Source organism: Shigella sp. SIG3 (assembly GCF_053555855.1).
Genome location: NZ_JBQZXE010000014.1, coordinates 13,610 through 37,787 on the forward strand (window position 1 = coordinate 13,610; position 24,178 = coordinate 37,787).

At 53.2% G+C, this 24,178-nt stretch carries 21 protein-coding genes, 1 pseudogene and 1 other annotated feature; of the genes and pseudogenes, 8 read left to right on the forward strand and 14 right to left on the reverse strand.

The features are described from left to right. Positions 1 to 12: 12 nt before the first annotated feature. Positions 13 to 930 carry an SPFH domain-containing protein gene (locus tag ACUU1I_RS04985; protein WP_000904502.1) on the forward strand — a complete coding sequence of 306 codons (918 nt, stop codon included), beginning with the start codon at positions 13 to 15 and terminating at the stop codon, positions 928 to 930. Further along, entirely contained in the window at positions 927 to 1,385 is a 459-nt protein-coding gene (locus ACUU1I_RS04990) for an NfeD family protein (RefSeq protein WP_000970326.1), read from the forward strand. The genes ACUU1I_RS04985 and ACUU1I_RS04990 overlap by 4 nt, the downstream gene beginning before the upstream one ends. Here the strand turns inward: ACUU1I_RS04990 and cueR are convergent, their stop codons facing one another. The 4 genes and pseudogenes from cueR to glsA all read right to left on the reverse strand — a co-directional run bounded on the left by cueR (position 1,386) and on the right by glsA (position 4,145). After that, complete coding sequence (gene cueR, locus ACUU1I_RS04995) at positions 1,386 to 1,793, reverse strand: Cu(I)-responsive transcriptional regulator (protein WP_001026747.1); 408 nt, start codon at positions 1,791 to 1,793, stop codon at positions 1,386 to 1,388. After that, positions 1,790 to 1,887 (reverse strand): annotated as a pseudogene (locus ACUU1I_RS05000) (hypothetical protein); the annotation flags it as partial. The gene cueR and the pseudogene ACUU1I_RS05000, both read right to left, overlap by 4 nt. A 30-nt stretch (positions 1,888 to 1,917) precedes the next feature. Next, a complete protein-coding gene (locus ACUU1I_RS05005) occupies positions 1,918 to 3,210 on the reverse strand; it encodes an APC family permease (RefSeq protein WP_000982149.1) in 1,293 nt (430 codons plus the stop codon). Between the two features lie 2 nt (positions 3,211 to 3,212). Beyond that, the gene (gene glsA, locus ACUU1I_RS05010; protein ID WP_000883028.1) at positions 3,213 to 4,145 is read right to left on the reverse strand and encodes a glutaminase A; all 933 of its coding nucleotides are present in this window, start codon (positions 4,143 to 4,145) and stop codon (positions 3,213 to 3,215) included. Positions 4,146 to 4,406: 261 nt separating this feature from the next. On the opposite strand from glsA, the gene copA reads away from it, so the two are divergent. Next, complete coding sequence (gene copA / locus ACUU1I_RS05015; RefSeq protein WP_000083889.1) at positions 4,407 to 6,911, forward strand: copper-exporting P-type ATPase CopA; 2,505 nt, start codon at positions 4,407 to 4,409, stop codon at positions 6,909 to 6,911. Between the two features lie 214 nt (positions 6,912 to 7,125). Here copA and ACUU1I_RS05020 read toward each other — a convergent pair whose 3' ends face one another. After that, a complete protein-coding gene (locus ACUU1I_RS05020) occupies positions 7,126 to 7,467 on the reverse strand; it encodes a HigA family addiction module antitoxin (protein WP_005066557.1) in 342 nt (113 codons plus the stop codon). Positions 7,468 to 7,604: 137 nt separating this feature from the next. Between ACUU1I_RS05020 and ACUU1I_RS05025 the strand changes: the two genes are divergently transcribed. Next, entirely contained in the window at positions 7,605 to 8,399 is a 795-nt protein-coding gene (locus ACUU1I_RS05025) for a TraB/GumN family protein (protein WP_000365173.1), read from the forward strand. A 203-nt stretch (positions 8,400 to 8,602) separates the two neighbouring features. After that, positions 8,603 to 9,082 carry a Cys-tRNA(Pro)/Cys-tRNA(Cys) deacylase YbaK gene (gene ybaK / locus ACUU1I_RS05030; RefSeq protein ID WP_000186631.1) on the forward strand — a complete coding sequence of 160 codons (480 nt, stop codon included), beginning with the start codon at positions 8,603 to 8,605 and terminating at the stop codon, positions 9,080 to 9,082. A gap of 36 nt (positions 9,083 to 9,118) precedes the next feature. On the opposite strand, the gene ushA is transcribed toward ybaK, so the two are convergent. After that, positions 9,119 to 10,771 carry a bifunctional UDP-sugar hydrolase/5'-nucleotidase gene (gene ushA / locus ACUU1I_RS05035; protein WP_000771755.1) on the reverse strand — a complete coding sequence of 551 codons (1,653 nt, stop codon included), beginning with the start codon at positions 10,769 to 10,771 and terminating at the stop codon, positions 9,119 to 9,121. Positions 10,772 to 10,988: 217 nt separating this feature from the next. On the opposite strand from ushA, the gene fsr reads away from it, so the two are divergent. Together fsr and ybaL are read left to right on the forward strand one after the other, a co-directional pair. Further along, entirely contained in the window at positions 10,989 to 12,209 is a 1,221-nt protein-coding gene (fsr, locus tag ACUU1I_RS05040; RefSeq protein WP_001251643.1) for a fosmidomycin MFS transporter, read from the forward strand. 237 nt (positions 12,210 to 12,446) lie between these two features. Then, positions 12,447 to 14,123, forward strand: coding sequence for a YbaL family putative K(+) efflux transporter (gene ybaL / locus ACUU1I_RS05045; protein WP_000546245.1), 1,677 nt, complete (start codon positions 12,447 to 12,449; stop codon positions 14,121 to 14,123). Positions 14,124 to 14,255: 132 nt separating this feature from the next. Here ybaL and gsk read toward each other — a convergent pair whose 3' ends face one another. Next, positions 14,256 to 15,560 (reverse strand): inosine/guanosine kinase, encoded by a 1,305-nt coding sequence (gene gsk, locus ACUU1I_RS05050; protein WP_000671595.1) that lies wholly within the window; start codon positions 15,558 to 15,560, stop codon positions 14,256 to 14,258. Between the two features lie 356 nt (positions 15,561 to 15,916). Between gsk and aes the strand changes: the two genes are divergently transcribed. Next, complete coding sequence (gene aes / locus ACUU1I_RS05055; protein ID WP_005114979.1) at positions 15,917 to 16,672, forward strand: acetyl esterase; 756 nt, start codon at positions 15,917 to 15,919, stop codon at positions 16,670 to 16,672. Here the strand turns inward: aes and hemH are convergent. The 7 genes from hemH to apt all read right to left on the reverse strand — a co-directional run bounded on the left by hemH (position 16,669) and on the right by apt (position 24,164). Continuing rightward, entirely contained in the window at positions 16,669 to 17,631 is a 963-nt protein-coding gene (gene hemH, locus ACUU1I_RS05060; RefSeq protein WP_001250092.1) for a ferrochelatase, read from the reverse strand. The two genes, aes and hemH, sit on opposite strands and share 4 nt — an antisense overlap. A 131-nt stretch (positions 17,632 to 17,762) precedes the next feature. After that, on the reverse strand, positions 17,763 to 18,407 hold the full coding sequence (gene adk / locus ACUU1I_RS05065; RefSeq protein ID WP_001220233.1) for an adenylate kinase: 645 nt from the start codon (positions 18,405 to 18,407) through the stop codon (positions 17,763 to 17,765). A gap of 180 nt (positions 18,408 to 18,587) precedes the next feature. Then, a complete protein-coding gene (gene htpG, locus ACUU1I_RS05070) occupies positions 18,588 to 20,462 on the reverse strand; it encodes a molecular chaperone HtpG (RefSeq protein ID WP_000678191.1) in 1,875 nt (624 codons plus the stop codon). 109 nt (positions 20,463 to 20,571) lie between these two features. Beyond that, on the reverse strand, positions 20,572 to 21,177 hold the full coding sequence (recR, locus tag ACUU1I_RS05075; protein ID WP_001195025.1) for a recombination mediator RecR: 606 nt from the start codon (positions 21,175 to 21,177) through the stop codon (positions 20,572 to 20,574). Further along, positions 21,177 to 21,506 carry a YbaB/EbfC family nucleoid-associated protein gene (locus ACUU1I_RS05080; RefSeq protein ID WP_000467098.1) on the reverse strand — a complete coding sequence of 110 codons (330 nt, stop codon included), beginning with the start codon at positions 21,504 to 21,506 and terminating at the stop codon, positions 21,177 to 21,179. Before ACUU1I_RS05080 ends, recR begins: the two co-directional genes overlap by 1 nt. A 52-nt stretch (positions 21,507 to 21,558) precedes the next feature. Then, entirely contained in the window at positions 21,559 to 23,484 is a 1,926-nt protein-coding gene (gene dnaX, locus ACUU1I_RS05085; protein WP_000122038.1) for a DNA polymerase III subunit gamma/tau, read from the reverse strand. Then, positions 22,162 to 22,226, reverse strand: a sequence feature (DnaX frameshifting element). It overlaps the preceding gene by 65 nt. A gap of 128 nt (positions 23,485 to 23,612) precedes the next feature. Further along, positions 23,613 to 24,164, reverse strand: a complete 552-nt coding sequence (gene apt, locus ACUU1I_RS05090) for an adenine phosphoribosyltransferase (RefSeq protein WP_005052987.1) — start codon at positions 24,162 to 24,164, stop codon at positions 23,613 to 23,615. Positions 24,165 to 24,178 lie beyond the last annotated feature (14 nt).

Sequence of the window (24,178 nt, forward strand, 5' to 3'; positions counted from 1 at the left end):
GAGGTTTTTCCGATGCTTATCTTTATCCCGATTCTCATTTTTGTCGCGCTGGTCATTGTCGGCGCGGGCGTCAAAATCGTGCCGCAGGGCTATCAATGGACGGTAGAACGTTTTGGTCGCTATACCAAAACGTTACAGCCGGGGCTCAGTCTGGTGGTGCCGTTTATGGATCGCATTGGTCGCAAGATCAATATGATGGAGCAAGTGCTCGATATCCCTTCCCAGGAAGTTATCTCGAAAGATAACGCCAACGTTACCATCGACGCAGTCTGTTTTATTCAGGTGATTGACGCGCCACGCGCTGCCTATGAAGTCAGCAATCTGGAGCTGGCGATCATCAACCTGACCATGACTAACATCCGTACCGTGTTGGGTTCAATGGAACTTGACGAAATGCTCTCTCAGCGCGACAGCATCAACTCACGCCTGCTGCGTATTGTCGATGAAGCCACCAACCCGTGGGGGATTAAAGTCACCCGTATTGAAATTCGCGACGTGCGCCCACCGGCAGAGCTTATCTCTTCAATGAACGCGCAGATGAAAGCGGAACGTACCAAACGCGCTTACATTCTTGAAGCGGAAGGGATCCGTCAGGCGGAAATCCTCAAAGCCGAAGGTGAAAAACAGTCGCAAATCCTGAAAGCGGAAGGCGAACGTCAGTCGGCGTTTTTACAGGCTGAAGCGCGTGAACGTTCCGCCGAAGCAGAAGCCCGCGCCACCAAAATGGTGTCTGAAGCTATCGCCTCCGGTGATATTCAGGCGGTGAACTACTTCGTAGCGCAAAAATACACCGAAGCGTTACAGCAGATCGGTTCCTCCAGTAACAGCAAAGTAGTGATGATGCCATTAGAGGCCAGCAGCCTGATGGGGTCGATTGCCGGGATTGCCGAGCTGGTGAAAGACAGCGCCAACAAACGGACTCAGCCATGATGGAGTTAATGGTCGTTCATCCACATATTTTCTGGCTCAGTCTCGGCGGGTTGCTGCTGGCAGCCGAGATGCTGGGCGGAAATGGTTATTTGTTGTGGAGCGGCGTGGCAGCGGTGATTACCGGCCTGGTGGTCTGGCTGGTGCCGCTGGGTTGGGAGTGGCAAGGGGTAATGTTTGCCATCCTGACGCTGCTCGCCGCCTGGCTGTGGTGGAAATGGTTGTCGCGGCGGGTGCGCGAACAAAAGCACAGCGATAGTCATTTAAACCAGCGCGGGCAGCAGCTGATTGGCCGACGTTTTGTGCTGGAATCTCCGCTGGTCAACGGGCGCGGTCATATGCGCGTCGGTGACAGTTCATGGCCTGTCAGCGCCAGCGAGGATCTCGGTGCAGGTACGTATGTTGAAGTCATTGCGATAGAAGGGATAACCCTACATATCCGAGCCGTCTCGTCTTAATCACCCTGCCCGATGATGACAGCAGCCGGAGAGATTTTCGATAATCGGGCAGTCGGCGCTGTCATCGCCAGGGCAGGCATTCGCCAGTGCCAGCAGCTGGTCGCGCATGGATTGCAGCTCCTCAATGTGTCGTTCGATCTCCGCCACCTTCTCCAGCGTGCGCCGTTTGACGTCGGCGCTGTGCCGCTGCGGGTCGTTAAACAGATTCACCAGCTCGCCGCTCTCTTCCAGGTTAAAGCCCACCTGCCGTGCCTGGCGCAGTAAGGTCAGTTCGTTGAGATGCTGCTGCGTGTAGGTGCGATAACCGTTTTCGCTGCGCATCGGCGGCGTCACCAGCCCCTTCTCTTCATAGAAGCGAATGGCTTTGCTGGTCAGGCCGGTAATTTTTGCTACATCGCTGATGTTCATCGTTCGCGCAACGCCTCCTGTGCTTTGTTAAAGGGTTTCAACAGATATTCAAGCACGTTTTTTTGCCAGTGCGAATATCGACCGCCACCACAATAATACAGGAAGTACTGCGCACAGAGAGGTGTTATACGGTTTTATTACGCTTCATGACCATTGCCACAATAAGGCTGAGTAAGATTGCACCAATAATCCATATCAACGCACGGCTGCCCTGGGACCACAGGCTGTAGATAAAGCCAACGATCACCAACAACATCACCAACGTACCAACGATAAGAATCGGCAACGAGGCGTGAATATCATGACGCAGGCGGATCGCCACCACAAACACCGCCAGATAGCAGATCAAAAAGGTGGCGCTGGCAACGCTGGCGAGTGAGTCTAAATTTAGCGCCGCCGTCATCAGCATTATCAACACCACGACGATGATGTTGCCCCAGGTACTCTGCCGCCACAGGGATTTATTCATTAGCTTCGGCAGTTCGCGTTCGCTGCCCATGTTGTCCATGATGTTAAACACGGCGAACAGGTTCGCGTTAATGCCTGAAGCCGTCGCCAGTAAAGCGCCGATGACGACGATCACATAACCCACATGCCCGAGCAGCGGAGAAGCAGCCTGCGCTACGGCGGTATCAGCATATTTTTCTAACTCTAATGCCGATACATCGCTAAGCAAAACCAGCGCCAGCGAGATATAAAGCAACGTGGTAACGCCAATCGCCACCAGAAACGCCCGTGGCATAATGACCTGCGGATCTTTCACTTTATCCGCCGCGTTCGCCATCATGCCAAAGCCCGCATAGGCAAGGAAGGTTATCCCAATACAGGAGAAGAACGCACCGGAGCTGGGGGGCGCAGAGACGGAAATATGCGCCGGTTGCAGCGACCAGACACCGGCAATAATCAGCAATAACAGGATCATCATTTTAATGCCGACGAGGATCACTTCCAGCCGCCCTACCGCATGGTTGCTTAAGGAGTTGAAAAGCGTCATCACCGCAATGATCCCCAACGCGTAGAGCAAAATAAGGTGCTCCTCCTGGCTGCCTTCATGCAAAAACTGCACGGCATAAGCGCCAAAAGCACGGGCAACCATGGCGATGCTCACCGCCAGCGTCAACAGGTATAGCAACGAGAGCGCTAGCGAAAAGACGCCGTTGCCTAATCCGCGACGAAAAAAGTCGATAATACCGCCATTGCTGGGATAGCTCGCCCCCAGACGCGCATAGGCATAACCGGAAAACATCGCCACAATACCGCCAAAAGCAAAGGCGCCCCAGGTCGAGGCTTCCATTAGCAACGCAGCCTGCCCCAGCAGCGCGAAGATCCCCGCCCCCACCATTGCCCCAATACCGATGGAAACGACGTTCCATAGACCGAGGGGTTTGTTACCGTTATTACCTTCCGTGTTCATCATGATCAGCCCTTAAACACGTTATAGCCGAGTTGCTTAGCGACCGATGCCACCATTTTTTGACCGCGAACACTATTGCCTTCTTCGTCCAGCGGTGGTGAGAACGCGGCAATTCCCATCACGCCAGGGACGACCGCCAGAATACCGCCACCTACACCGCTTTTGCCCGGTAAACCAACGCGATACGCCCAGTCACCGGAGCGACCATACAGCCCTTCCATCATCATTTCGGCCAGAATGTACGGCACGTTGTCGGCCTGAAGAACGCGTTTATGCGTCAACGGATTCACACCACCCGCCGCCAGCGTCGCGCCAAGCGTTGCCAGTTCAACAGTATTGATGAGCGTAGAGCACTGACGGGTGTACACGTCACAGGCTTCCATTGCATCACAATAGAGATATCCGGCGGAGTACAGCAGCCAGGCAATGGCCCGGTTATGGAAGTTGGTTGTTTGTTCCGACTGGTTGACTTCGTCAGAGAGCGCTACCTGCTCACCAGCCAGTTGCTGTTGGATATGTAAAATTCGCTGCCAGCGTTGTTCGGCGTTTTCAGCGTTAATCAGGCTGGTGGTGGCAATAGCGCCAGCATTTACCAGTGGCGAAAGCGGTTTGCCGCCATGCAACTCTAAGGCGATAACTGAGTTAAAGGGCAATCCGGTCGGGTCAGCGCCAATTTTGTCCTGTACCGCCTGCGGGCCGACATCTTCTAACGCAAGGGCTAACGTACAGACTTTAGAGATGGATTCCAGTGCAAAGCGGTAATCACTGTCACCCGCACTATAGACGTTGCCATCGCAGGTCACGATAGCCACTGCCGCCAGTTGACCTGGTACATTCGCCAGAAAGGGAATGTAATCGGCATTTTGTCCGCCGTTAAGTGAGTGAAATTGGGTGTAAGCCTGATCCACTGCCTGCTGTAATTTGTTTGCATCTAACATCTTTTGTTAACTCCTTTTTATAGATGCGGGAGGTAATTCCTCACCCCTGTGCCGATTTTCAGGCATCCTGATTTAACTTAGCACCCGCAACTTAACTACAGGAAAACAAAGAAATAAATGTCTAATCCTGATGCAAATCGAGCCGATTTTTTAATCTTTACGGACTTTTACCCGCCTGGTTTATTAATTTCTTGACCTTCCCCTTTCTGGAAGGTTTAACCTTTATCACAGCCAGTCAAAACTGTCTTAAAGGAGTGTTTTATGTCACAAACTATCGACCTGAACCTGGACGGCCTGTCCTGCGGTCACTGCGTTAAACGCGTGAAAGAAAGTCTTGAACAGCGCCCGGATGTGGAACAAGCGGATGTGTCTATCACTGAAGCGCACGTTACCGGGACTGCCAGTGCAGAACAGCTGATCGAAACCATCAAACAAGCGGGTTATGACGCATCTGTAAGCCACCCAAAGGCTAAACCGCTGGCGGAGTCATCAATCCCGTCGGAAGCACTGACAGCGGTTTCTGAGGCGCTTCCGGCAGCGACCGCCGATGACGATGACAGCCAGCAGTTGCTGCTGAGCGGCATGAGCTGCGCCAGCTGTGTCACCCGCGTACAAAATGCGCTGCAAAGCGTACCGGGCGTCACTCAGGCACGGGTAAACCTGGCGGAGCGTACTGCGCTGGTGATGGGCAGTGCCTCCCCACAAGATTTAGTGCAGGCGGTGGAAAAAGCGGGCTACGGCGCGGAAGCGATTGAAGATGACGCGAAACGCCGCGAACGCCAGCAAGAAACCGCCGTCGCTACGATGAAGCGCTTCCGCTGGCAGGCAATTGTCGCACTGGCGGTGGGTATCCCGGTGATGGTCTGGGGGATGATCGGCGATAACATGATGGTCACCGCCGACAACCGCAGCCTGTGGTTGGTTATCGGCCTGATAACCCTGGCGGTGATGGTTTTCGCCGGCGGCCATTTTTACCGCAGTGCATGGAAAAGCCTGCTGAACGGTGCAGCGACGATGGATACGCTGGTGGCGCTGGGAACGGGCGTGGCGTGGCTCTATTCGATGAGCGTCAACCTGTGGCCGCAGTGGTTCCCGATGGAAGCGCGACATCTTTACTATGAAGCCAGTGCGATGATTATCGGTCTGATCAATCTCGGCCATATGCTGGAAGCACGCGCACGTCAGCGTTCTTCTAAGGCACTGGAGAAATTACTCGATTTAACCCCACCGACGGCGCGCCTGGTTACTGACGAAGGTGAAAAAAGCGTGCCTCTGGCAGAAGTGCAGCCAGGTATGTTGCTGCGCCTGACGACCGGCGATCGCGTGCCGGTAGATGGCGAGATTACCCAGGGCGAAGCATGGCTGGATGAAGCGATGCTGACGGGCGAACCAATCCCGCAGCAAAAAGGCGAAGGCGATAGCGTCCATGCCGGGACAGTGGTACAGGACGGCAGTGTGCTGTTTCGTGCCAGTGCGGTTGGCAGCCATACCACGCTATCAAGGATCATTCGCATGGTGCGCCAGGCCCAGAGCAGCAAGCCAGAAATCGGTCAGCTGGCGGATAAAATCTCAGCCGTATTTGTGCCGGTAGTAGTGGTTATTGCGCTTGTCAGTGCGGCAATCTGGTATTTCTTTGGTCCGGCACCGCAGATTGTCTATACCCTGGTGATTGCCACTACGGTGCTGATTATCGCCTGCCCGTGTGCGCTGGGACTGGCGACGCCGATGTCGATTATTTCCGGCGTCGGGCGGGCGGCTGAGTTTGGCGTGCTGGTGCGGGACGCCGACGCGCTGCAACGCGCCAGTACACTCGATACCGTCGTGTTCGATAAAACCGGGACGCTGACCGAAGGGAAGCCGCAGGTTGTCGCAGTGAAAACATTTGCTGATGTTGACGAAGCGCAGGCGCTGCGTCTGGCGGCGGCGCTGGAGCAAGGTTCCAGCCATCCATTGGCACGAGCGATCCTTGATAAAGCAGGCGATATGCAGCTACCGCAGGTCAACGGTTTCCGCACATTGCGCGGGCTGGGCGTGAGCGGTGAAGCAGAAGGTCATGCGTTATTGCTGGGTAATCAGGCGTTGTTAAATGATCAGCAAGTCGATACTAAAGCGATTGAAGCCGATATTTCAGCTCAGGCATCGCAAGGAGCAACGCCTGTGCTGCTGGCGATTGACGGGAAAGCAGTAGCCCTGCTGGCTGTACGCGATCCGTTGCGTAGTGATAGCGTGGCGGCGCTGCAACGCCTGCATAAAGCGGGATATCGTCTGGTGATGTTGACCGGGGATAACCCAACCACCGCCAATGCGATCGCCAAAGAAGCTGGAATTGATGAAGTGATTGCCGGAGTGCTGCCGGACGGTAAAGCCGAAGCGATCAAACGTCTGCAAAGTGAAGGACGTCAGGTGGCAATGGTGGGCGACGGCATTAACGACGCGCCAGCGCTGGCCCAGGCGGATGTCGGCATTGCGATGGGTGGCGGCAGTGATGTTGCCATTGAAACCGCGGCGATTACCCTGATGCGCCATAGCCTGATGGGCGTTGCGGATGCGCTCGCGATTTCCCGCGCAACGCTGCGCAACATGAAGCAGAACCTGCTCGGTGCCTTTATCTACAACAGCATCGGTATTCCGGTCGCCGCCGGTATTTTGTGGCCGTTTACTGGAACACTGCTTAACCCGGTAGTTGCCGGAGCGGCAATGGCGCTCTCGTCGATTACCGTAGTGAGTAACGCCAACCGGTTGCTGCGGTTTAAACCGAAGGAATAAGTACGTCATTGCGGATGCGCTGCTTTAGGGCGGCGCATTTGGCATCGACGCATGACTGCCGGATGCGGCGTAAACGCCTTATCCGGCCTACGGTTCAGGCACAGGTTTGTAGGCCTGATAAGACGCGTAAGCGTCGCATCAGGCAATGGTGCTCGGATGCCGGATGCGGCGTGAACGCCTTATCCGGCCTACGAGATGAAGCGATGTTTTGGCCTTACGCGACCTTTTTTGCACGCTCTTCACGGCGTGCCAAATATTCAGCCACTGTTTCAATCCGTCCCAATTCTTCCTGGGTGCGCATGTTGTTTTCAACTTCCCAAAGATCAACTGCCGCCTGGAGGTTTAGCCTAAAATCGACTGTGGTATCAAAAACTTTCGCCAGACGGAATGCCATCTCAGTGGTGAGTTTACGATTGTTATTGATCAGTGCACTGACGCGATTACGATGAACATGCAGCAACTCTGCTAACTCATTGATTTTCAAATCGAGCGGTTCCAGATATTCATAGAGAAGAATATCTCCGGGTGTAGTCGGTTTTCTTGTTGCCTGTTTCATGGTTTTTAACTGTTGCTTCCCTGTGAATAGCGATGCAAGAACATACTGAATCATACAAACACATTAAACAAGTCCCCAACTCCATTTGCGCCATCCCTCACCGCGCGCTAGCATGATATTTCACAAAGGGAGGTCGTATGGATCTGTTGTACCGGGTAAAAACGCTTTGGGCCGCGCTGCGCGGTAATCATTACACCTGGCCTGCCATCGATATCACCCTCCCCGGCAATCGCCATTTTCATCTGATTGGCAGTATTCATATGGGTAGCCACGATATGGCTCCCCTGCCCACCCGTTTGCTCAAAAAGCTCAAAAACGCCGATGCGCTGATCGTCGAGGCGGATGTTTCCACCAGCGATACGCCTTTTGCTAATTTGCCTGCCTGCGAGGCGCTGGAAGAGCGCATTAGCGAGGAGCAACTCCAAAACCTGCAGCACATTAGCCAGGAGATGGGCATTTCTCCCTCACTCTTTTCTACCCAACCGCTGTGGCAAATCGCGATGGTTCTTCAGGCGACGCAGGCACAAAAACTGGGGCTGCGGGCAGAATACGGTATCGATTACCAGCTATTGCAGGCGGCGAAGCAACAACATAAACCCGTGATTGAACTGGAAGGGGCTGAAAACCAGATTGCCATGTTGCTCCAGCTCCCTGACAAAGGACTGGCGCTGCTGGACGATACGCTGACCCACTGGCATACCAACGCACGGTTGCTGCAACAAATGATGAGCTGGTGGCTGAATGCACCGCCGCAAAATAATGATATAACGCTGCCCAATACGTTCAGTCAGTCGCTGTACGATGTGCTGATGCATCAGCGAAATCTCGCCTGGCGGGATAAATTACGCGCCATGCCGCCGGGGCGATATGTGGTCGCGGTCGGTGCACTACACCTGTATGGAGAAGGGAATTTGCCGCAAATGTTGCGCTAAAAAAATGGCCAATATCGCTATTGGCCCGTCAAAGAGGAATTTCATTTTTTTATTATTATGCCGTCACTTTAAGCGACGGTGTAACTCGATTGTCGCTCAATCTCACCATCCTGCCAATACTCTTAGGCAAGATGACTCTTTTTTTTGGACCGCCATCAGGCGTATGCTTGCTTCGTTTTTTTGTTTAAGGCAGGAAAATTACCATGACACCCGCAGTTAAATTACTCGAAAAAAACAAGATTTCGTTTCAAATCCATACCTACGAGCACGATCCGGCTGAAACCAATTTTGGCGATGAAGTCGTCAAAAAATTAGGTTTGAATCCGGATCAGGTCTACAAAACGCTGCTGGTGGCAGTGAACGGTGATATGAAACACCTTGCCGTGGCCGTTACGCCGGTCGCAGGTCAACTGGATCTTAAAAAAGTAGCAAAAGCGCTGGGTGCCAAGAAAGTTGAGATGGCCGATCCGATGGTCGCGCAGCGTTCGACGGGATACCTGGTTGGGGGGATTAGCCCACTGGGGCAGAAAAAACGTCTGCCCACGATTATCGACGCCCCCGCACAAGAATTTGCCACTATTTATGTTTCCGGCGGCAAGCGCGGACTGGATATCGAACTGGCGGCAGGCGATCTGGCAAAGATCCTCGATGCCAAATTTGCTGATATCGCCCGCCGCGATTAAGCATTGTGCCGGATGCAAACATCCGGCACTTTCGGATTACTGCCAGCTCACCTCACCTTTCGGTTCATAAACACTCACATCCAGCGGCGAGCTTTTCTGGATATACGCTTTCAGCACTTCGGCATCAATAAAGCCGGTATTCACATAGCCCGGTTTGTTATCAAGGCGCGGATATCCATCACCGCCGGTGGCATTGAAGTTTAATGTCGCCATACGGTAAGTTTTCGCCGGATCGACCGGTTCGCCTTTGATTTTAAGGTCGTTCAGTTTGCCGTCTTTCGCCACAAAGCTAACGTTGGCAAATTGCGGGTAGGCACCTGAATCTGGCTTCATCTGCGCGACGGCGGTCAGGTAATCAATCACCTCTTTACCGGTCATGTCGGCATACACCACCACATTGCCGAATGGCTGCACTTTCAGCACGTTTTTATAGCTGATATCGCCTGCTTCGATAGAATCACGAATTCCGCCTCCGCTCATCACCGCAAAGTCGGCACCAGTGCGATCCATTTGGGCTGCCAGAATCAACCGCCCCATATTGGTCTGTACAAAACGCACTTTGTCACGATCGCCTTCCAGACGACCATTGGTTTTGCCTATTTTCACTTCCAGCTGCGCTTTGCCTTTGTTCTGGAACGGTGATAACAGCGAGATCATTTGCTGGTTTTCAGCGATTTCAGGAGTGTAAAGCACGCGCTCGCTTTTCCCGTCTTCCCAGGTCACTTTCTTCTTCAGGTTCACCGGAATCAGCTGGTAGTTAACCATTTTCATTTCGCCATTACGAAACTCAAAATCAGCCCGTCCCACGTATTTGCCCCACTCATGCGCCTGCACAATCCAGATGCCGTTTTGTTGATCTGGTTTGCATGGCGTACCCGGCACGTAATCGACCTGTTTTTTGTTTTCTGCCGCCATGCAGACCGGATCTTGCGAGTGACCACCGACGATCATCGCCAGCGATCCGGCAGGCAGCGCGCGTGCCATCTCCACATCGCCCGGTGCGTTAGAGCCGTGCTCACCATTATCGTAATGCCCCATATGGGTCGCCGCGATAATAATGTCTGGCTTTTCTGTCTGTTGCAGCTCCTGAATCACCAGCTTCGCTTCATCGGCGGGCTTACGAAATTCGATATCAGTGAAGTATTCCGGGTTACCAATTTTTGCTGTGTCATCGGTTGTCAGCCCAATAACGGCAATTTTCAGATCCTGACGCTTAAACAGCGCCCACGGTTTAAACAGGCGCTCGCCAGTACTTTTCTGGTAGATATTCGCGGAAAGCAACGGGAACTTGGCCCACTTTTCCTGCTGGCGTAATACGGTGAGCGGATTATCAAATTCATGATTACCGATCGCCATCGCGTCATAGCCCACCAGATTCATACCGCGAAAATCAGGTTCGGCATCCTGTAAGTCAGACTCGGGCACGCCAGTGTTAATGTCGCCACCGGAAAGTAGCAGCACGCTACCGCCTTCAGCCGCAACCTCTTTGCGGATACCATCCACCAGCGTTTTTTGCGCCGCCAGACCATATTCGCCATATTCATTGCGCCAAAAATGCCCATGATGATCATTGGTATGCAGAACTGTAATTTTGTAGGTTTTATCCTGCTCATACGCCAGAGCAGTTTCACTCGCCAGTGTAAATGTGGTTAACAGCGCTAACGCCACGCCCCGCTGCAATAATTTCATACTTCTCTCCCTGACCTGATTTCAACGTGTTAAAAAATAGTATGACGCGACATCATAGACAAGTCTGCGTCCGGTGAAGATAAATCTGCATCCAGATTAGAAATTCTGTATTCGGCGTTGAGACTTCCTTCAGACGACGCATACAGGTATGTTAGTCGGGTAATAATCACAAATAAGATCATTCTTTACATCGCAACCCTGAAAAAGTGACTTTCCTATGGCAATGAGTGAACAAACCCAGCCTGTGGCGGGCGCGGCTGCGTCAACGACCAAGGCCCGAACATCGTTTGGTATTTTAGGTGCTATCAGCCTCTCACATCTGCTGAACGACATGATCCAATCGCTGATTCTGGCGATTTATCCGCTGCTTCAGTCAGAATTTTCTCTGACATTTATGCAGATTGGCATGATAACCCTCACCTTCCAGCTCGCCTCTTCGCTACTGCAACCAGTGGTCGGCTACTGGACCGATAAATATCCGATGCCGTGGTCGTTGCCAATTGGCATGTGCTTTACCTTAAGTGGTCTGGTGCTGCTTGCGCTGGCGGGCAGTTTTGGCGCAGTTCTGCTGGCGGCGGCGCTGGTCGGTACCGGTTCATCGGTCTTTCATCCGGAATCTTCTCGCGTAGCCCGTATGGCTTCCGGCGGGCGGCATGGCCTGGCGCAATCTATCTTTCAGGTCGGCGGCAACTTTGGCAGTTCCCAGGGCCCCTTGCTGGCGGCGGTGATTATCGCGCCTTATGGCAAAGGCAACGTTGCCTGGTTTGTGCTTGCGGCACTGCTGGCGATCGTGGTGTTGGCGCAAATTAGCCGTTGGTACTCGGCACAGCACCGAATGAATAAAGGAAAACCCAAAGCGACGATAATCAATCCACTGCCGCGCAACAAAGTGGTACTGGCAGTCAGCATTCTGTTAATCCTCATTTTCTCGAAATATTTCTATATGGCGAGCATCAGCAGCTATTACACCTTTTATCTGATGCAAAAATTCGGATTATCTATCCAGAATGCCCAGCTTCATCTGTTTGCCTTCCTGTTTGCCGTTGCGGCAGGTACGGTGATCGGCGGGCCTGTAGGGGATAAAATTGGACGGAAATATGTGATTTGGGGCTCTATCCTCGGCGTTGCGCCGTTTACGCTGATTTTACCCTACGCCCGCCTGCACTGGACGGGGGTTTTAACGGTGATTATTGGATTTATCCTCGCTTCGGCATTCTCTGCCATTCTGGTCTACGCTCAGGAGCTACTTCCGGGACGTATCGGTATGATTTCTGGACTCTTTTTCGGTTTTGCTTTCGGCATGGGAGGTCTGGGAGCGGCAGTTCTGGGGCTTATCGCCGATCACACCAGCATCGAGTTAGTCTATAAAATCTGTGCTTTCCTGCCACTATTGGGGATGTTGACCATATTCCTGCCTGATAACCGGCATAAAGACTGATTTCATTGCAGCCAAAGGCAAACTTTGGCTGCATCGTTTTACAGTCGCCATAAGCCTTTCCTCTGTTAAACCGCCTTCTGTTTTCCGATCCGTGCTTTTTTTGCAGCTAATTCCATTTTTCTGCAAAATTCAACAATTATTCATAAACATCATCAATGAAATTGTCATAAACTATTACCTGTAATTTTGGTTTTCCCGGCCAAAAATGGACAATAACCACCAGGAAAAGGAGACGGAATGCATCACGCCACCCCGCTTATCACCACCATTGTTGGCGGCCTTGTGCTCGCCTTTATCCTCGGCATGCTGGCCAATAAACTACGTATTTCTCCTCTGGTGGGATATCTGTTAGCGGGTGTGCTGGCAGGACCATTCACTCCGGGCTTTGTTGCCGATACCAAGCTTGCGCCGGAACTGGCTGAACTGGGCGTTATTTTGCTGATGTTCGGCGTCGGTTTGCATTTTTCGCTCAAGGATTTGATGGCGGTAAAGTCCATCGCCATTCCCGGCGCGATCGCCCAGATAGCCGTGGCGACGCTGCTGGGTATGGCGCTCTCCGCCGTGCTGGGCTGGTCGTTAATGACCGGTATCGTGTTCGGCTTATGTCTTTCCACCGCCAGTACCGTGGTGTTACTGCGCGCACTTGAAGAACGGCAATTAATAGACAGTCAGCGTGGGAAAATCGCCATCGGTTGGTTGATTGTGGAAGACCTGGTGATGGTTCTGACGCTGGTGTTGCTGCCCGCAGTGGCAGGAATGATGGAACAGGGCGATGTGGGCTTTGCCACTCTTGCAGTCGATATGGGGATCACCATCGGCAAGGTGATCGCATTTATCGCCATTATGATGCTGGTAGGTCGCCGTCTGGTGCCGTGGATTATGGCACGCAGCGCGGCAACCGGTTCTCGCGAACTGTTTACCCTATCAGTGCTGGCGCTGGCGTTAGGGATTGCCTTTGGTGCGGTAGAGCTGTTTGATGTCTCCTTTGCACTCGGTGCGTTCTTTGCCGGGATGGTACTGAACGAGTCTGAATTGAGTCACCGTGCCGCCCACGATACGTTGCCATTGCGCGACGCGTTTGCGGTGCTGTTTTTTGTCTCAGTCGGGATGTTGTTTGATCCGTTAATTCTGATTCAGCAACCGCTGGCAGTGCTGGCGACGCTGGCAATTATTCTGTTTGGTAAATCGGTCGCGGCCCTGTTCCTTGTCCGTCTGTTTGGTCACTCCCAACGTACGGCATTAACCATCGCCGCCAGCCTGGCGCAGATTGGTGAGTTCGCGTTTATCCTGGCGGGACTGGGAATGGCATTGAATTTACTGCCGCAGGCCGGACAAAACCTGGTACTGGCAGGGGCGATCCTGTCGATTATGCTCAACCCGGTACTGTTCGCACTACTGGAGAAATATCTGGCGAAGACCGAAACGCTGGAAGAGCAGACGCTGGAAGAGGCAATCGAAGAAGAGAAACAGATCCCAGTGGATATTTGCAACCATGCGCTATTGGTGGGTTACGGTCGTGTAGGCAGCCTGCTGGGGGAGAAATTGCTCGCCTCTGATATTCCGCTGGTGGTGATTGAGACGTCACGAACCCGTGTTGATGAGCTGCGAGAGCGTGGGGTCCGCGCTGTATTGGGCAATGCAGCGAACGAAGAAATTATGCAACTGGCACATCTGGAATGTGCAAAATGGCTGATCCTGACGATCCCCAACGGTTATGAAGCGGGTGAGATTGTGGCGTCTGCCCGCGCGAAAAACCCGGATATTGAGATTATCGCCCGCGCCCATTATGACGATGAAGTGACGTATATCACCGAACGTGGCGCGAATCAGGTAGTGATGGGTGAACGTGAAATTGCCCGTACTATGCTGGAACTGCTGGAAACGCCACCGGCGGGTGAAGTGGTGACGGGGTAAACGGTGGTTGCCGGATGTAAAATATGAAAAATATGTAGGCATGATAAGACGCGCCAGCGTCGCATCAGGCATCGAGAGCCAAATGCCAGATGCGGCGTGAACGCCTTATCTGGCCTACGAACCGACGATAACTTAACGATCCCAGTAAGACTCTTCCAGGCTGTCTTCACGCTCCGGCAAGCCGCGCGTTAAACGAGGTGAATGCTGGTTCAGTACCTGATAGCTCACACGGTTAGCATATTTACACACCTGCGCTAACGATGAATAAGTTAACCAGGTGAATTTATGTTTGCTGGAGTTTGGTACGTTGCTACGATGGTAGCTGTTGGCGGTAATGTCATGCAGCAACGCTGCCAATGCGCCATCCCCCGCTCCATTAGTGTTCATGATTTTTTCCGGCCCGCCCATGTACGGCGCAATGTGCGAATAGACACGCAGCGGATTCTGGCAATCCTTGTGGCGCATGGCGCGGCTAAACTCATACTGGTTGAATTCCGCTATAGCGCCCGGCAGCAGCGGATGCTGGGTTTTACGTTTCGCTTCGTCTTCGGTAAAGCCCGCCATATACAAGCCGATTGGCCCGGCGGTGCACAGCACCAGATCTACCCAGTCCAGCGCCTTGTCAGATGCCAACAACGGATCGCTTTCTCCGGTCAACGCTTCGGCTTCATCTTCGTTCATCGCAAGGATAGAAACGTGGTCTTTGAGGAATTGCTGCCACCACTGCGGATTCTCGGCAATGACAAACTTGGTGCCCAGCGTCAGCACCACCGGTACGTTATATTTCTTCGCGTACTCAATGGCTTTCATGGTTGCTTCCGGCATGGGTTCACCCGGCTTGCAACGCACCAGATATGAGGTGAGAACCAGTGCCGAGGCTCCGGCAATCACATCTTCCGGAATGCTTTCAGCCCGCAGCTGGTTCATGTGGCCTGGACTGATAGCAAAGGTACGTTCCCCGGACTCGCCAATCAGCGTAAAGCAACGACCAATCGGACCATCCACGCCTTGTAGATAGTTAAGATCGGTACGGCTGGAAGTGTTACACAGGTAACGATAGGCATAACTGCCAATTTCAATATTGCTGCACATGACGCCCAGCAGCACCGAACGGTCGTCCGCGAGCACCGAGTAGTTGTGCATGGTGTTACCAATGGTGCCACCCGCAAACTGATGGGTAATCAGGTTTTTCTGTTTTAGCTCCTGATAAAGCACTTCGGCTACGTCATCCTCAATCACCAGTGAATGCCCGGCGCTTAATCCATAACGCTCAATGAATTCATCATCCACTTTCGCTTCAATATCGACCAGCGTCTGGTCAATACCTACGACCCAGGCGGCGCTGGTTTCGTTTTCTGGCTGGAATTGCTGAAGCAGCGGATCGCGTGCATTTACAGGGAAGTAATTTTTGGATTTACGTTTACCGGGAAATTTCATGGTTGTTTTTACGGGTGGTTAACTGAGCGGCGAATGTTAACACAATCTGACGGGAGCGCGCGAGACGCAGCCAGTTTCAATATCAGCAGGCGGGATCGCATTTTCATGGCAGTGGTTCCTTACAATGACGTAATTTGAAAGGAGTTTTTGTATGAAGCCGGAAAACAAACTACCTGTTCTGGACCTTATTTCTGCTGAAATGAAGACCGTTGTGAATACTCTTCAGCCGGATTTACCGTCCTGGCCCGCAACGGGAACGATTGCTGAGCAACGACAGTATTACACGCTTGAGCGCCGATTCTGGAATGCGGGCGCTCCAGAAATGGCAACCAGAGCTTACATGGTTCCAACAAAATATGGGCAGGTGGAAACACGTCTCTTTTGTCCGCAGCCAGATAGCCCGGCGACGCTATTTTATTTGCATGGAAGGCGGTTTTATTCTCGGCAATCTCGATACCCACGATCGCATCATGCGCCTGCTGGCAAGCTACAGCCAATGTACGGTGATTGGTATTGATTACACCCTTTCACCTGAAGCGCGTTTTCCACAAGCGATAGAGGAAATTGTGGCTGCTTGTTGTTATTTCCACCAGCAGGCGGAGGATTATCAAATCAATATGTCCCGCATTGGCTTTGCCGGTGATTCCGCAGGTGCCATGCTGGCGCTCGCCAGTGCGTTGTGGTTGCGTGATAAACAGATCGATTGCGGTAAAATTGCGGGTGTTTTGCTGTGGTATGGGCTTTACGGATTACGGGATTCCGTGACTCGTCGTCTGTTGGGCGGTGTCTGGGATGGCTTAACGCAACAGGATTTGCAGATGTATGAAGAGGCGTATTTAAGCAACGACGCGGACCGCGAGTCACCGTATTACTGTCTGTTTAATAATGATCTCACTCGCGAAGTTCCGCCCTGTTTTATTGCCGGGGAGGAGTTCGATCCGCTGCTGGATGACAGCCGTCTGCTTTACCAGACGTTAGCGGCGCATCAGCAGCCCTGTGAGTTCAAACTCTACCCAGGTACGCTGCATGCCTTTTTGCATTATTCACGGATGATGAAAACCGCCGACGAGGCTCTTCGCGACGGCGCTCAGTTCTTTACCGCTCAGCTTTAGCGATACGCGGCAACAAGATTAGCCATCATTTCGATATGTTCCGGCGTGGCATTAAGCGCTGGAATATATTCATATTTTTTCCCGCCCGCACCGAGGAAGACCTCACGGTTTTGCTCGGCAATCTCTTCCAGCGTCTCCAGACAATCCGCAGCAAAGCCCGGGCACATCACCTGTATATGACCTACGCCTTTTTCTCCGAGCATTTTCAGCGTTTCGTCGGTATAAGGCATCAGCCAGGGTTCCCGGCCAAAGCGCGACTGAAAGGTCATCATCACTTTTTCCGGTACCATCCCCAGTGCGGAAGCCAGTTCGCGAGTCGTTGTGCGGCAACGTTGCGGGTAATCATCGCCTTCATCTGCATAACGCTGGGGAATGCCATGATAAGAGAGCAGCAGCAGATCCGGTTCGCCATGTTTGGCAAAAGAAGCGCGTACGCTGTTCGCCAGTGCATTAATGTAATCGTGGTTATCGGCGTAATCACGAATAAACGATATCCCCGGAATGCTACGTTTGCGCGCCAGAATGCGTGCCAGTTCATCCCATACCGCACCGACCGTAGAACAGGAGAATTGCGGATAAAGCGGCAGCACCACAATATGATCTACATGCTCTGCCAGGAGTTCATCGACGGCGCTTTCCAGTGATGGCGAGCCGTAGCTCATGCCCAGCGCCACTGGCGTATCCGGTAAACGTTGTGCCAACGCCTGCTGTTGCTGGCGGCTGTAAACCATCAGCGGCGAGCCGTCTTCCATCCAGACAGAGGCGTACAGCTTCGCCACACGCGGCGAGCGCAGCGGCAAAATCACGCCGCGCAGCAACGGCCACCATAACAACCGTGAGGTATCAACCACGCGTCTGTCGCTTAAAAATTGTTTCAGATAGCGTTTTACCGCTTCAGGTGTGGGGGCATCGGGCGTACCCAGGTTTGCCAGCAGGATACCGGTTTTAGTCTGACGCATTACCGCCTCTTATCGATTCAACTTGTTGATAATTGTAGCGGAAAAGTGAGGAAGAAGAACTAATTGCTGTGAGAGGTATTGCCTGAGGTGGATGAGCAGACCTGCCCGAAAGCAGATCTGCTGCGGCTTGATTAGCCGAGGATTTTTTCCAGATCAGCGCGAACTTCAGCAACCGGCTTGGTACCGTCAACTTTCGCGTATTTGGTGTTACCCGCTTCCGCTTCTTTGGAGTAGTAGCCGATCAGCGGTGCAGTCATCTGATGGTATTCAACCAGACGTTTACGCACGGTTTCTTCCTGATCGTCTTTACGGGTAGTCAGTTCTTCACCGGTAACGTCGTCTTTGCCTTCTACTTTCGGCGGATTGAATTTAACGTGATAAACACGACCAGACGGCGCATGAACGCGGCGGCCTACGATACGATCAACAATCAGTTCGTCCGGTACGTCGAATTCCAGAACGTAATCAACATTGATGCCCGCTTCTTTCATCGCGTCTGCCTGCGGAATGGTACGCGGGAAGCCGTCCAACAGGAAACCATTACGGCAGTCTTCCTGAGCAATGCGCTCTTTAACCAGCGCGATCACCAGTTCGTCGGTGACCAGTTTGCCAGCATCCATAATGTCTTTTGCTTGTTTACCCAGCTCGGAGCCAGATTTGACCGCAGCACGCAGCATATCGCCAGTGGAGATTTGCGGAATACCATATTTCTCCATGATGAACTGAGCCTGAGTCCCTTTCCCCGCGCCCGGAGCGCCAAGCAGAATGATACGCATTGCGAAAATCCCCTTAAAATGTGTCGATTTTTTTGAAAAAGCGATAAACGATACCACCAACAGGCGATTGCCTCAAGAAAGGCACCTGAGGCTGAAACGGTTAATGGCGAGATAATTTGCGGAAAGTACAGATGATGAAAAGAAAAATGCCGGATGACACAAAGGTCATCCGGCATGACATCAGGAAACCAGCAGCTGGTTCATACGACGAATAAACAGGTTCGGATCTTCCAGCGTGCCGCGTTCTGCCAGCAGCGCCTGATCCAGCAGCAGTTCTACCCACTCGCTGAACTTGGCTTCATCTTCAGTATCTGCCGCACGTTTCACCAGTACGTGATCCGGGTTCAGTTCGAAGATGTATTTCACTTCTGGCACTTTCTGGCCCGCCGCAGCGAACAGTTTCGCCATCTGAGTGCTCATTTCGTCCGCGTCGGTCGAAACGATCGCTGGCGTATCGGTCAGACGGTGAGTCAGACGGACATCTTTCACGCGCTCGCCGAGCAGAGCTTTCACGCGGTCGATGAACGGAGTCAGTGCTTTCTCCGCTTCTTTCGCGCTCTCATCAACTTCGTCAGCCAGTTTTTCCAGCGACTCGTCAACTTTAGACACCGACTGGAACGGTTTACCGTCGAACTCAGTCAGATAGTTCATCATCCACTCATCGATGCGGTCGGAAAGCAGCAGAACTTCGATGCCTTTCTTACGCAGCAGTTCCAGGTGCGGGCTGCTCTTCGCTGCCGCATAGCTGTCTGCAGTGATGTAGTAGATTTTCTCCTGCCCTTCTTTCATGCGGGAAACGTAGTCTTCCAGAGACACGGTCTGCGCAGAAGAATCGGTATAAGTAGAAGCAAAACGCAGCAGTTTGGCGATCGCTTCCTGGTTAGCGAAATCTTCCGCCGGACCTTCTTTCAGTACCAGGCCAAACTGTTGCCAGAAGGTCTGGTATTTTTCCGCGTCGTCTTTCGCCAGTTTTTCCAGCATTTGCAGCACACGCTTGGTCAGCGCATTGCGCAGGTTACGCGTTACCGTGCTGTCCTGGAGGATTTCACGGGAAACGTTCAGCGGCAGATCGCTGGAGTCAATCAGACCACGCACGAAGCGCAGATAGTTCGGCATGAACTGTTCAGCGTCGTCCATGATAAACACGCGTTGAACGTACAGTTTCAGGCCGTGTTTATGATCACGGTTCCACATATCCCACGGAGCCTGGGACGGGATGTACAGCAGGCTGGTGTACTCCTGCTTACCTTCAACGCGGTTGTGGCTCCAGGTCAGCGGATCGTTAAAGTCGTGGGCGATGTGTTTGTAGAACTCTTTATACTCTTCATCGGTGATTTCCGACTTGTTACGAGTCCACAGCGCCTGCGCTTTGTTGATTTTTGCCCAGGAGATAACGGTTTCGCCATCTTTCTCTTCGCGTTTTTCGATCTCTACCGGCAGCGCGATATGGTCGGAGTATTTGCTGATGATGGAACGCACGCGCCAGTCATCGAGGAACTCGTCTTCGCCTTCACGCAGATGCAGGGTGATTTCAGTACCACGATCTTCTTTGGTGATGTCGGCAACGGTATATTCACCTTCGCCAGCCGATTCCCAGAAGACGCCGTTTTCTGGTTTTTCGCCTGCCGCGCGAGTACGCACGGTCACTTTGTCGGCCACGATAAACGCAGAGTAGAAACCAACACCAAACTGACCGATCAGCTGGCTGTCTTTCGCCTGGTCAGAACCCAGGGATTCGAGGAATGATTTGGTACCGGATTTAGCGATAGTCCCCAGATGGTCAATCACTTCGTCGCGGGTCATCCCCACGCCGTTATCGGAGATGGTCAGCGTGCGCTTGTCTTTATCGAAAGAGACACGAACGCGCAGTTCGCCATCACCTTCGTACAGGTCCGGGTTAGATAGCGCACGGAAACGCAGCTTGTCCGCCGCATCGGAGGCGTTAGAGATAAGCTCACGCAGGAAGATTTCTTTATTGGAATAGAGAGAATGGATCATCAGGTGCAGAAGCTGTTTCACTTCTGACTGAAAACCACGAGTTTCTTGTCCTTTCATGTAGGTCTACCTCAATAATGCCATTTTAAGGTTAAAAACAGGATGAGGGAGAGATGGGGACAAGGGAGAATAATTTCAAGCGAGAGCAGGTGCTCCTGCTCTCGTTTGCTTAAAAACGAATCTTATGACGCCCGGCGAGGGAGTGTGACAGCGTGGTGCCATCGACCATTTCCAGTTCGCCGCCAACCGGTACGCCATGAGCGATTCGGCTGGCTTCCACGTCATATTGCGCGCAAAGCTCGGCAATGTAGTTAGCGGTAGCTTCACCTTCAACCGTGGGATTGGTGGCGAGGATCACTTCAGTGATTTTTTCCTCTGCCAGACGCTGTTCCAGACGATCAAGCCCGATATCATCCGGACCGATGCCGTCCAGCGGTGACAGATGCCCCATCAACACAAAATAACGACCAGAAAACTGCCCCGTCTGCTCAATGGCGTAGATGTCCGCCGGACTCTCCACCACACAGATTTGACCGTTTTCCTGACGACGCGGATTCGAACAGATGTTACAGACTTCCTGTTCGGTGAAAGTGCGGCAATCGGCGCAGTGGCCGATTTCCGACATCGCCCGGGTGAGCGCCTGCGCCAGACGCATCCCGCCGCTACGATCGCGCTGAAGCAGCGTGAACGCCATACGCTGCGCCGACTTCGGGCCAACGCCCGGCAGACAGCGCAGTGCTTCCATAAGCTGTGTTAACAGCGGGCTGGTTTGCATCAGAACGGCATCTTAAAGCCAGGCGGCAGCTGCATTCCGGAGGATACAGAGGCCATTTTTTCTTTCTGCGTTTCTTCAATACGACGTGCTGCGTCGTTGAATGCTGCAGCCACCAGGTCTTCCAGCATCTCTTTGTCGTCTTCCAGCAGGCTCGGGTCGATCTCTACGCGACGGCAGTTGTGTGCACCGTTGATGGTCACTTTTACCAGACCTGCGCCAGATTCGCCGGTAACTTCCAGCTGCGCGATCTCTTCCTGCATTTTCTGCATTTTTTCTTGCATCTGCTGGGCTTGCTTCATCAGGTTACCCAGACCGCCTTTACCAAACATAGGTTTCTCTCTCAATCACGTTAAGGATGACGAACGTAAGCTGTGCTTACGATCAAATGGGGCGGATACTTTCTTCATCCAGCTCCGCATCGAAAAACCGACGCAGGGTCTGAATATTATTATCCGCAATAATGGACTCGCGCGCCTGCGCAAGTTTTTCTTCGTATATCGCCTGACGCCACTCCAGCGGCGTACGCACCGCGGGATTATCATCTTCAACGATAGTCAGTTCAACCGTTGAACCTTTTAACATGCTCAACGCTTCAGCCAGTTTTTGCTGTGCGCCGCGGTTGTTCAAATGCCGCTGAGAGGAGCGCAAATGCAGACATACTGCGTTGTCGCTCTCCTCTTTCCAGGCATTTAACGCCACCTGTTCGACCAGTTTTGGTAGCGAAAGTTGGCTCACCTGTGCCGCCCACGGGTCGCGCTCAATGGCTTCTGCCGCTAGCTTCGCCGCCAGTTCCGGCGTTTTTTCATGTTCCAGCGCTTTTTTCAGCGCCTTCGGCGTGGCGACCACTTCTTTTTGCTGCATCACCGGAGTGGTCGCCTTCCAGCGATACGCTTCTTTTTTGGCTGGCGCTTTTTCCAGCGCCGATGGCACCGGACGCGCCTGAACGCGATCGGTGACCGAAGCCAGTCTTTCCAGCGCAGCGTTATTCACCGGCCGCGCGCGGGTAGCGGCTGCCGGTTCACTCTTTTTTGCTTTGGTTGCTCCCTGCACGCGCTGCAACTGCTGGCGCGCCGCCAGCACCTGGCTGGTGGTTTCCGGGAGCGGTACAGTCGGTGCCTGCTGCGGCGCTGATTGCGGCGGCACCAGGGTTGGCGTCATTACTGCCGTTGGCGCGACGGGTGCAAAGGACTGGCGTGGCACTTCTGGCTCAGGCAGCGGCATACGCGGATGGAACGCCAGCGCGCGCAGCAGCGTCATCTCAACGCCCATGCGGCGGTCCGGCGCATACGGTAATTCTTTGCGACCAATCAACAGCGTCTGATAGTAAAGCTGAATATCCGTCGGCGGTATGGTGCGCGCCAGTTCACGCATCCGCAGCTCGATGGCGGCCATGTCGTTGCCAAGTGCAGCAGGCGAAAGTTGTACCATCGCAATACGATGCAACAAGCCGAGCATTTCCACCAGCAACGCTTCCCACTCGATACCACGGGCAGCGGCTTCATTAATCAGTGCCATTACGCGCTCGCCGTTGCCCTCGACCATCGCTTCAACCAGCGACAGCGCCTGATCGTCGTCAAGCGTACCCAGCATCGCACTGACCGCCTGGGTTGAAACCTGGCCGTCACCGCTGGCAATCGCCTGGTCGGTCAGACTTAAGGCATCTCGCAGGCTGCCTTCAGCGGCGCGCGCCAACAATTGCAGCGCCCGCGGCTCGTGAGCGATATGTTCTTCATTGAGGATGTGCTCAAGCTGATGGCGAATTTGCTCGACATCCAGCGCCTTGAGATGAAATTGCAGACAGCGTGACAAAATCGTCACCGGCAATTTCTGTGGATCGGTCGTCGCCAGCAGAAACTTAACGTGCTCCGGCGGCTCTTCAAGGGTTTTTAACAGTGCGTTAAAGCTGTGGCGCGACAGCATATGCACTTCGTCGATCAGATAAACTTTGAAACGACCACGCGCCGGAGCGTACTGGACGTTATCCAGCAGGTCGCGGGTATCTTCAACTTTGGTGCGCGAGGCGGCGTCGATTTCAATCAGATCGACAAAGCGCCCCTGCTCGATTTCACGACAGTTATCGCACACGCCGCACGGCGTCGCGGTAATGCCGGTTTCGCAGTTTAGCCCCTTCGCCAGCAGTCGGGCGATAGAGGTTTTTCCGACGCCACGGGTGCCGGAAAAAAGATAAGCATGATGAATACGCCCTAACGACAAGCCGTTCGCCAGTGCGGTCAGCACATGTTCCTGGCCGACGACGTCAGCAAAGGTTTGTGGGCGCCATTTTCGGGCTAAAACCTGATAACTCATTGGCAGGCTCTGAAACGCTGGAAGGTGGATTCACGAAGGGGTAATGCTAACACAGCCCCGTCAGAACGGCGAGGCTGAATGCACATCTTGTGCTGTCCGTAGCGTGGGCAGCACAAGACTGGCGATAATTAATGGCCCGGGAACGGGACAAGGCTGTAGCTGGTAATGCCCTGTTTTTCGAGACGCTGTTCGCCGCCGAGATCGAACAGGTTGATAATGAACGCAGCGTCAGCCACTTCACCACCCAGACGACGGATCAGTTTAACGGTCGCTTCGATAGTGCCGCCGGTTGCCAGCAGATCGTCCACCACCAGAACTTTGTCGCCCGGTTTGATGGCATCAACGTGGATTTCCAGCTGATCGGTGCCGTATTCCAGGTCGTAATTTTCACTGATGGTTTCACGCGGCAGTTTGCCCGGTTTACGGACCGGTACAAAGCCAACGCCCAGACCCAGAGCTACCGGAGCGCCAAACAAGAAGCCACGCGCTTCGGTGCCGACAACTTTGGTAATGCCCGCATTTTTGTAACGCTCAACCAGCAAGTCGATGCTGAGAGCGTAAGCTTTCGGGTCTTCCAGTAAGCTGGTGACATCGCGGAAAAGAATGCCGGGTTTTGGGTAGTCCTGAATGCTTTTGATGCTATTTTTGAGATACTCAAGCTGCTGTGCAGTCGCGGTCATAAGTGTATGCCTGC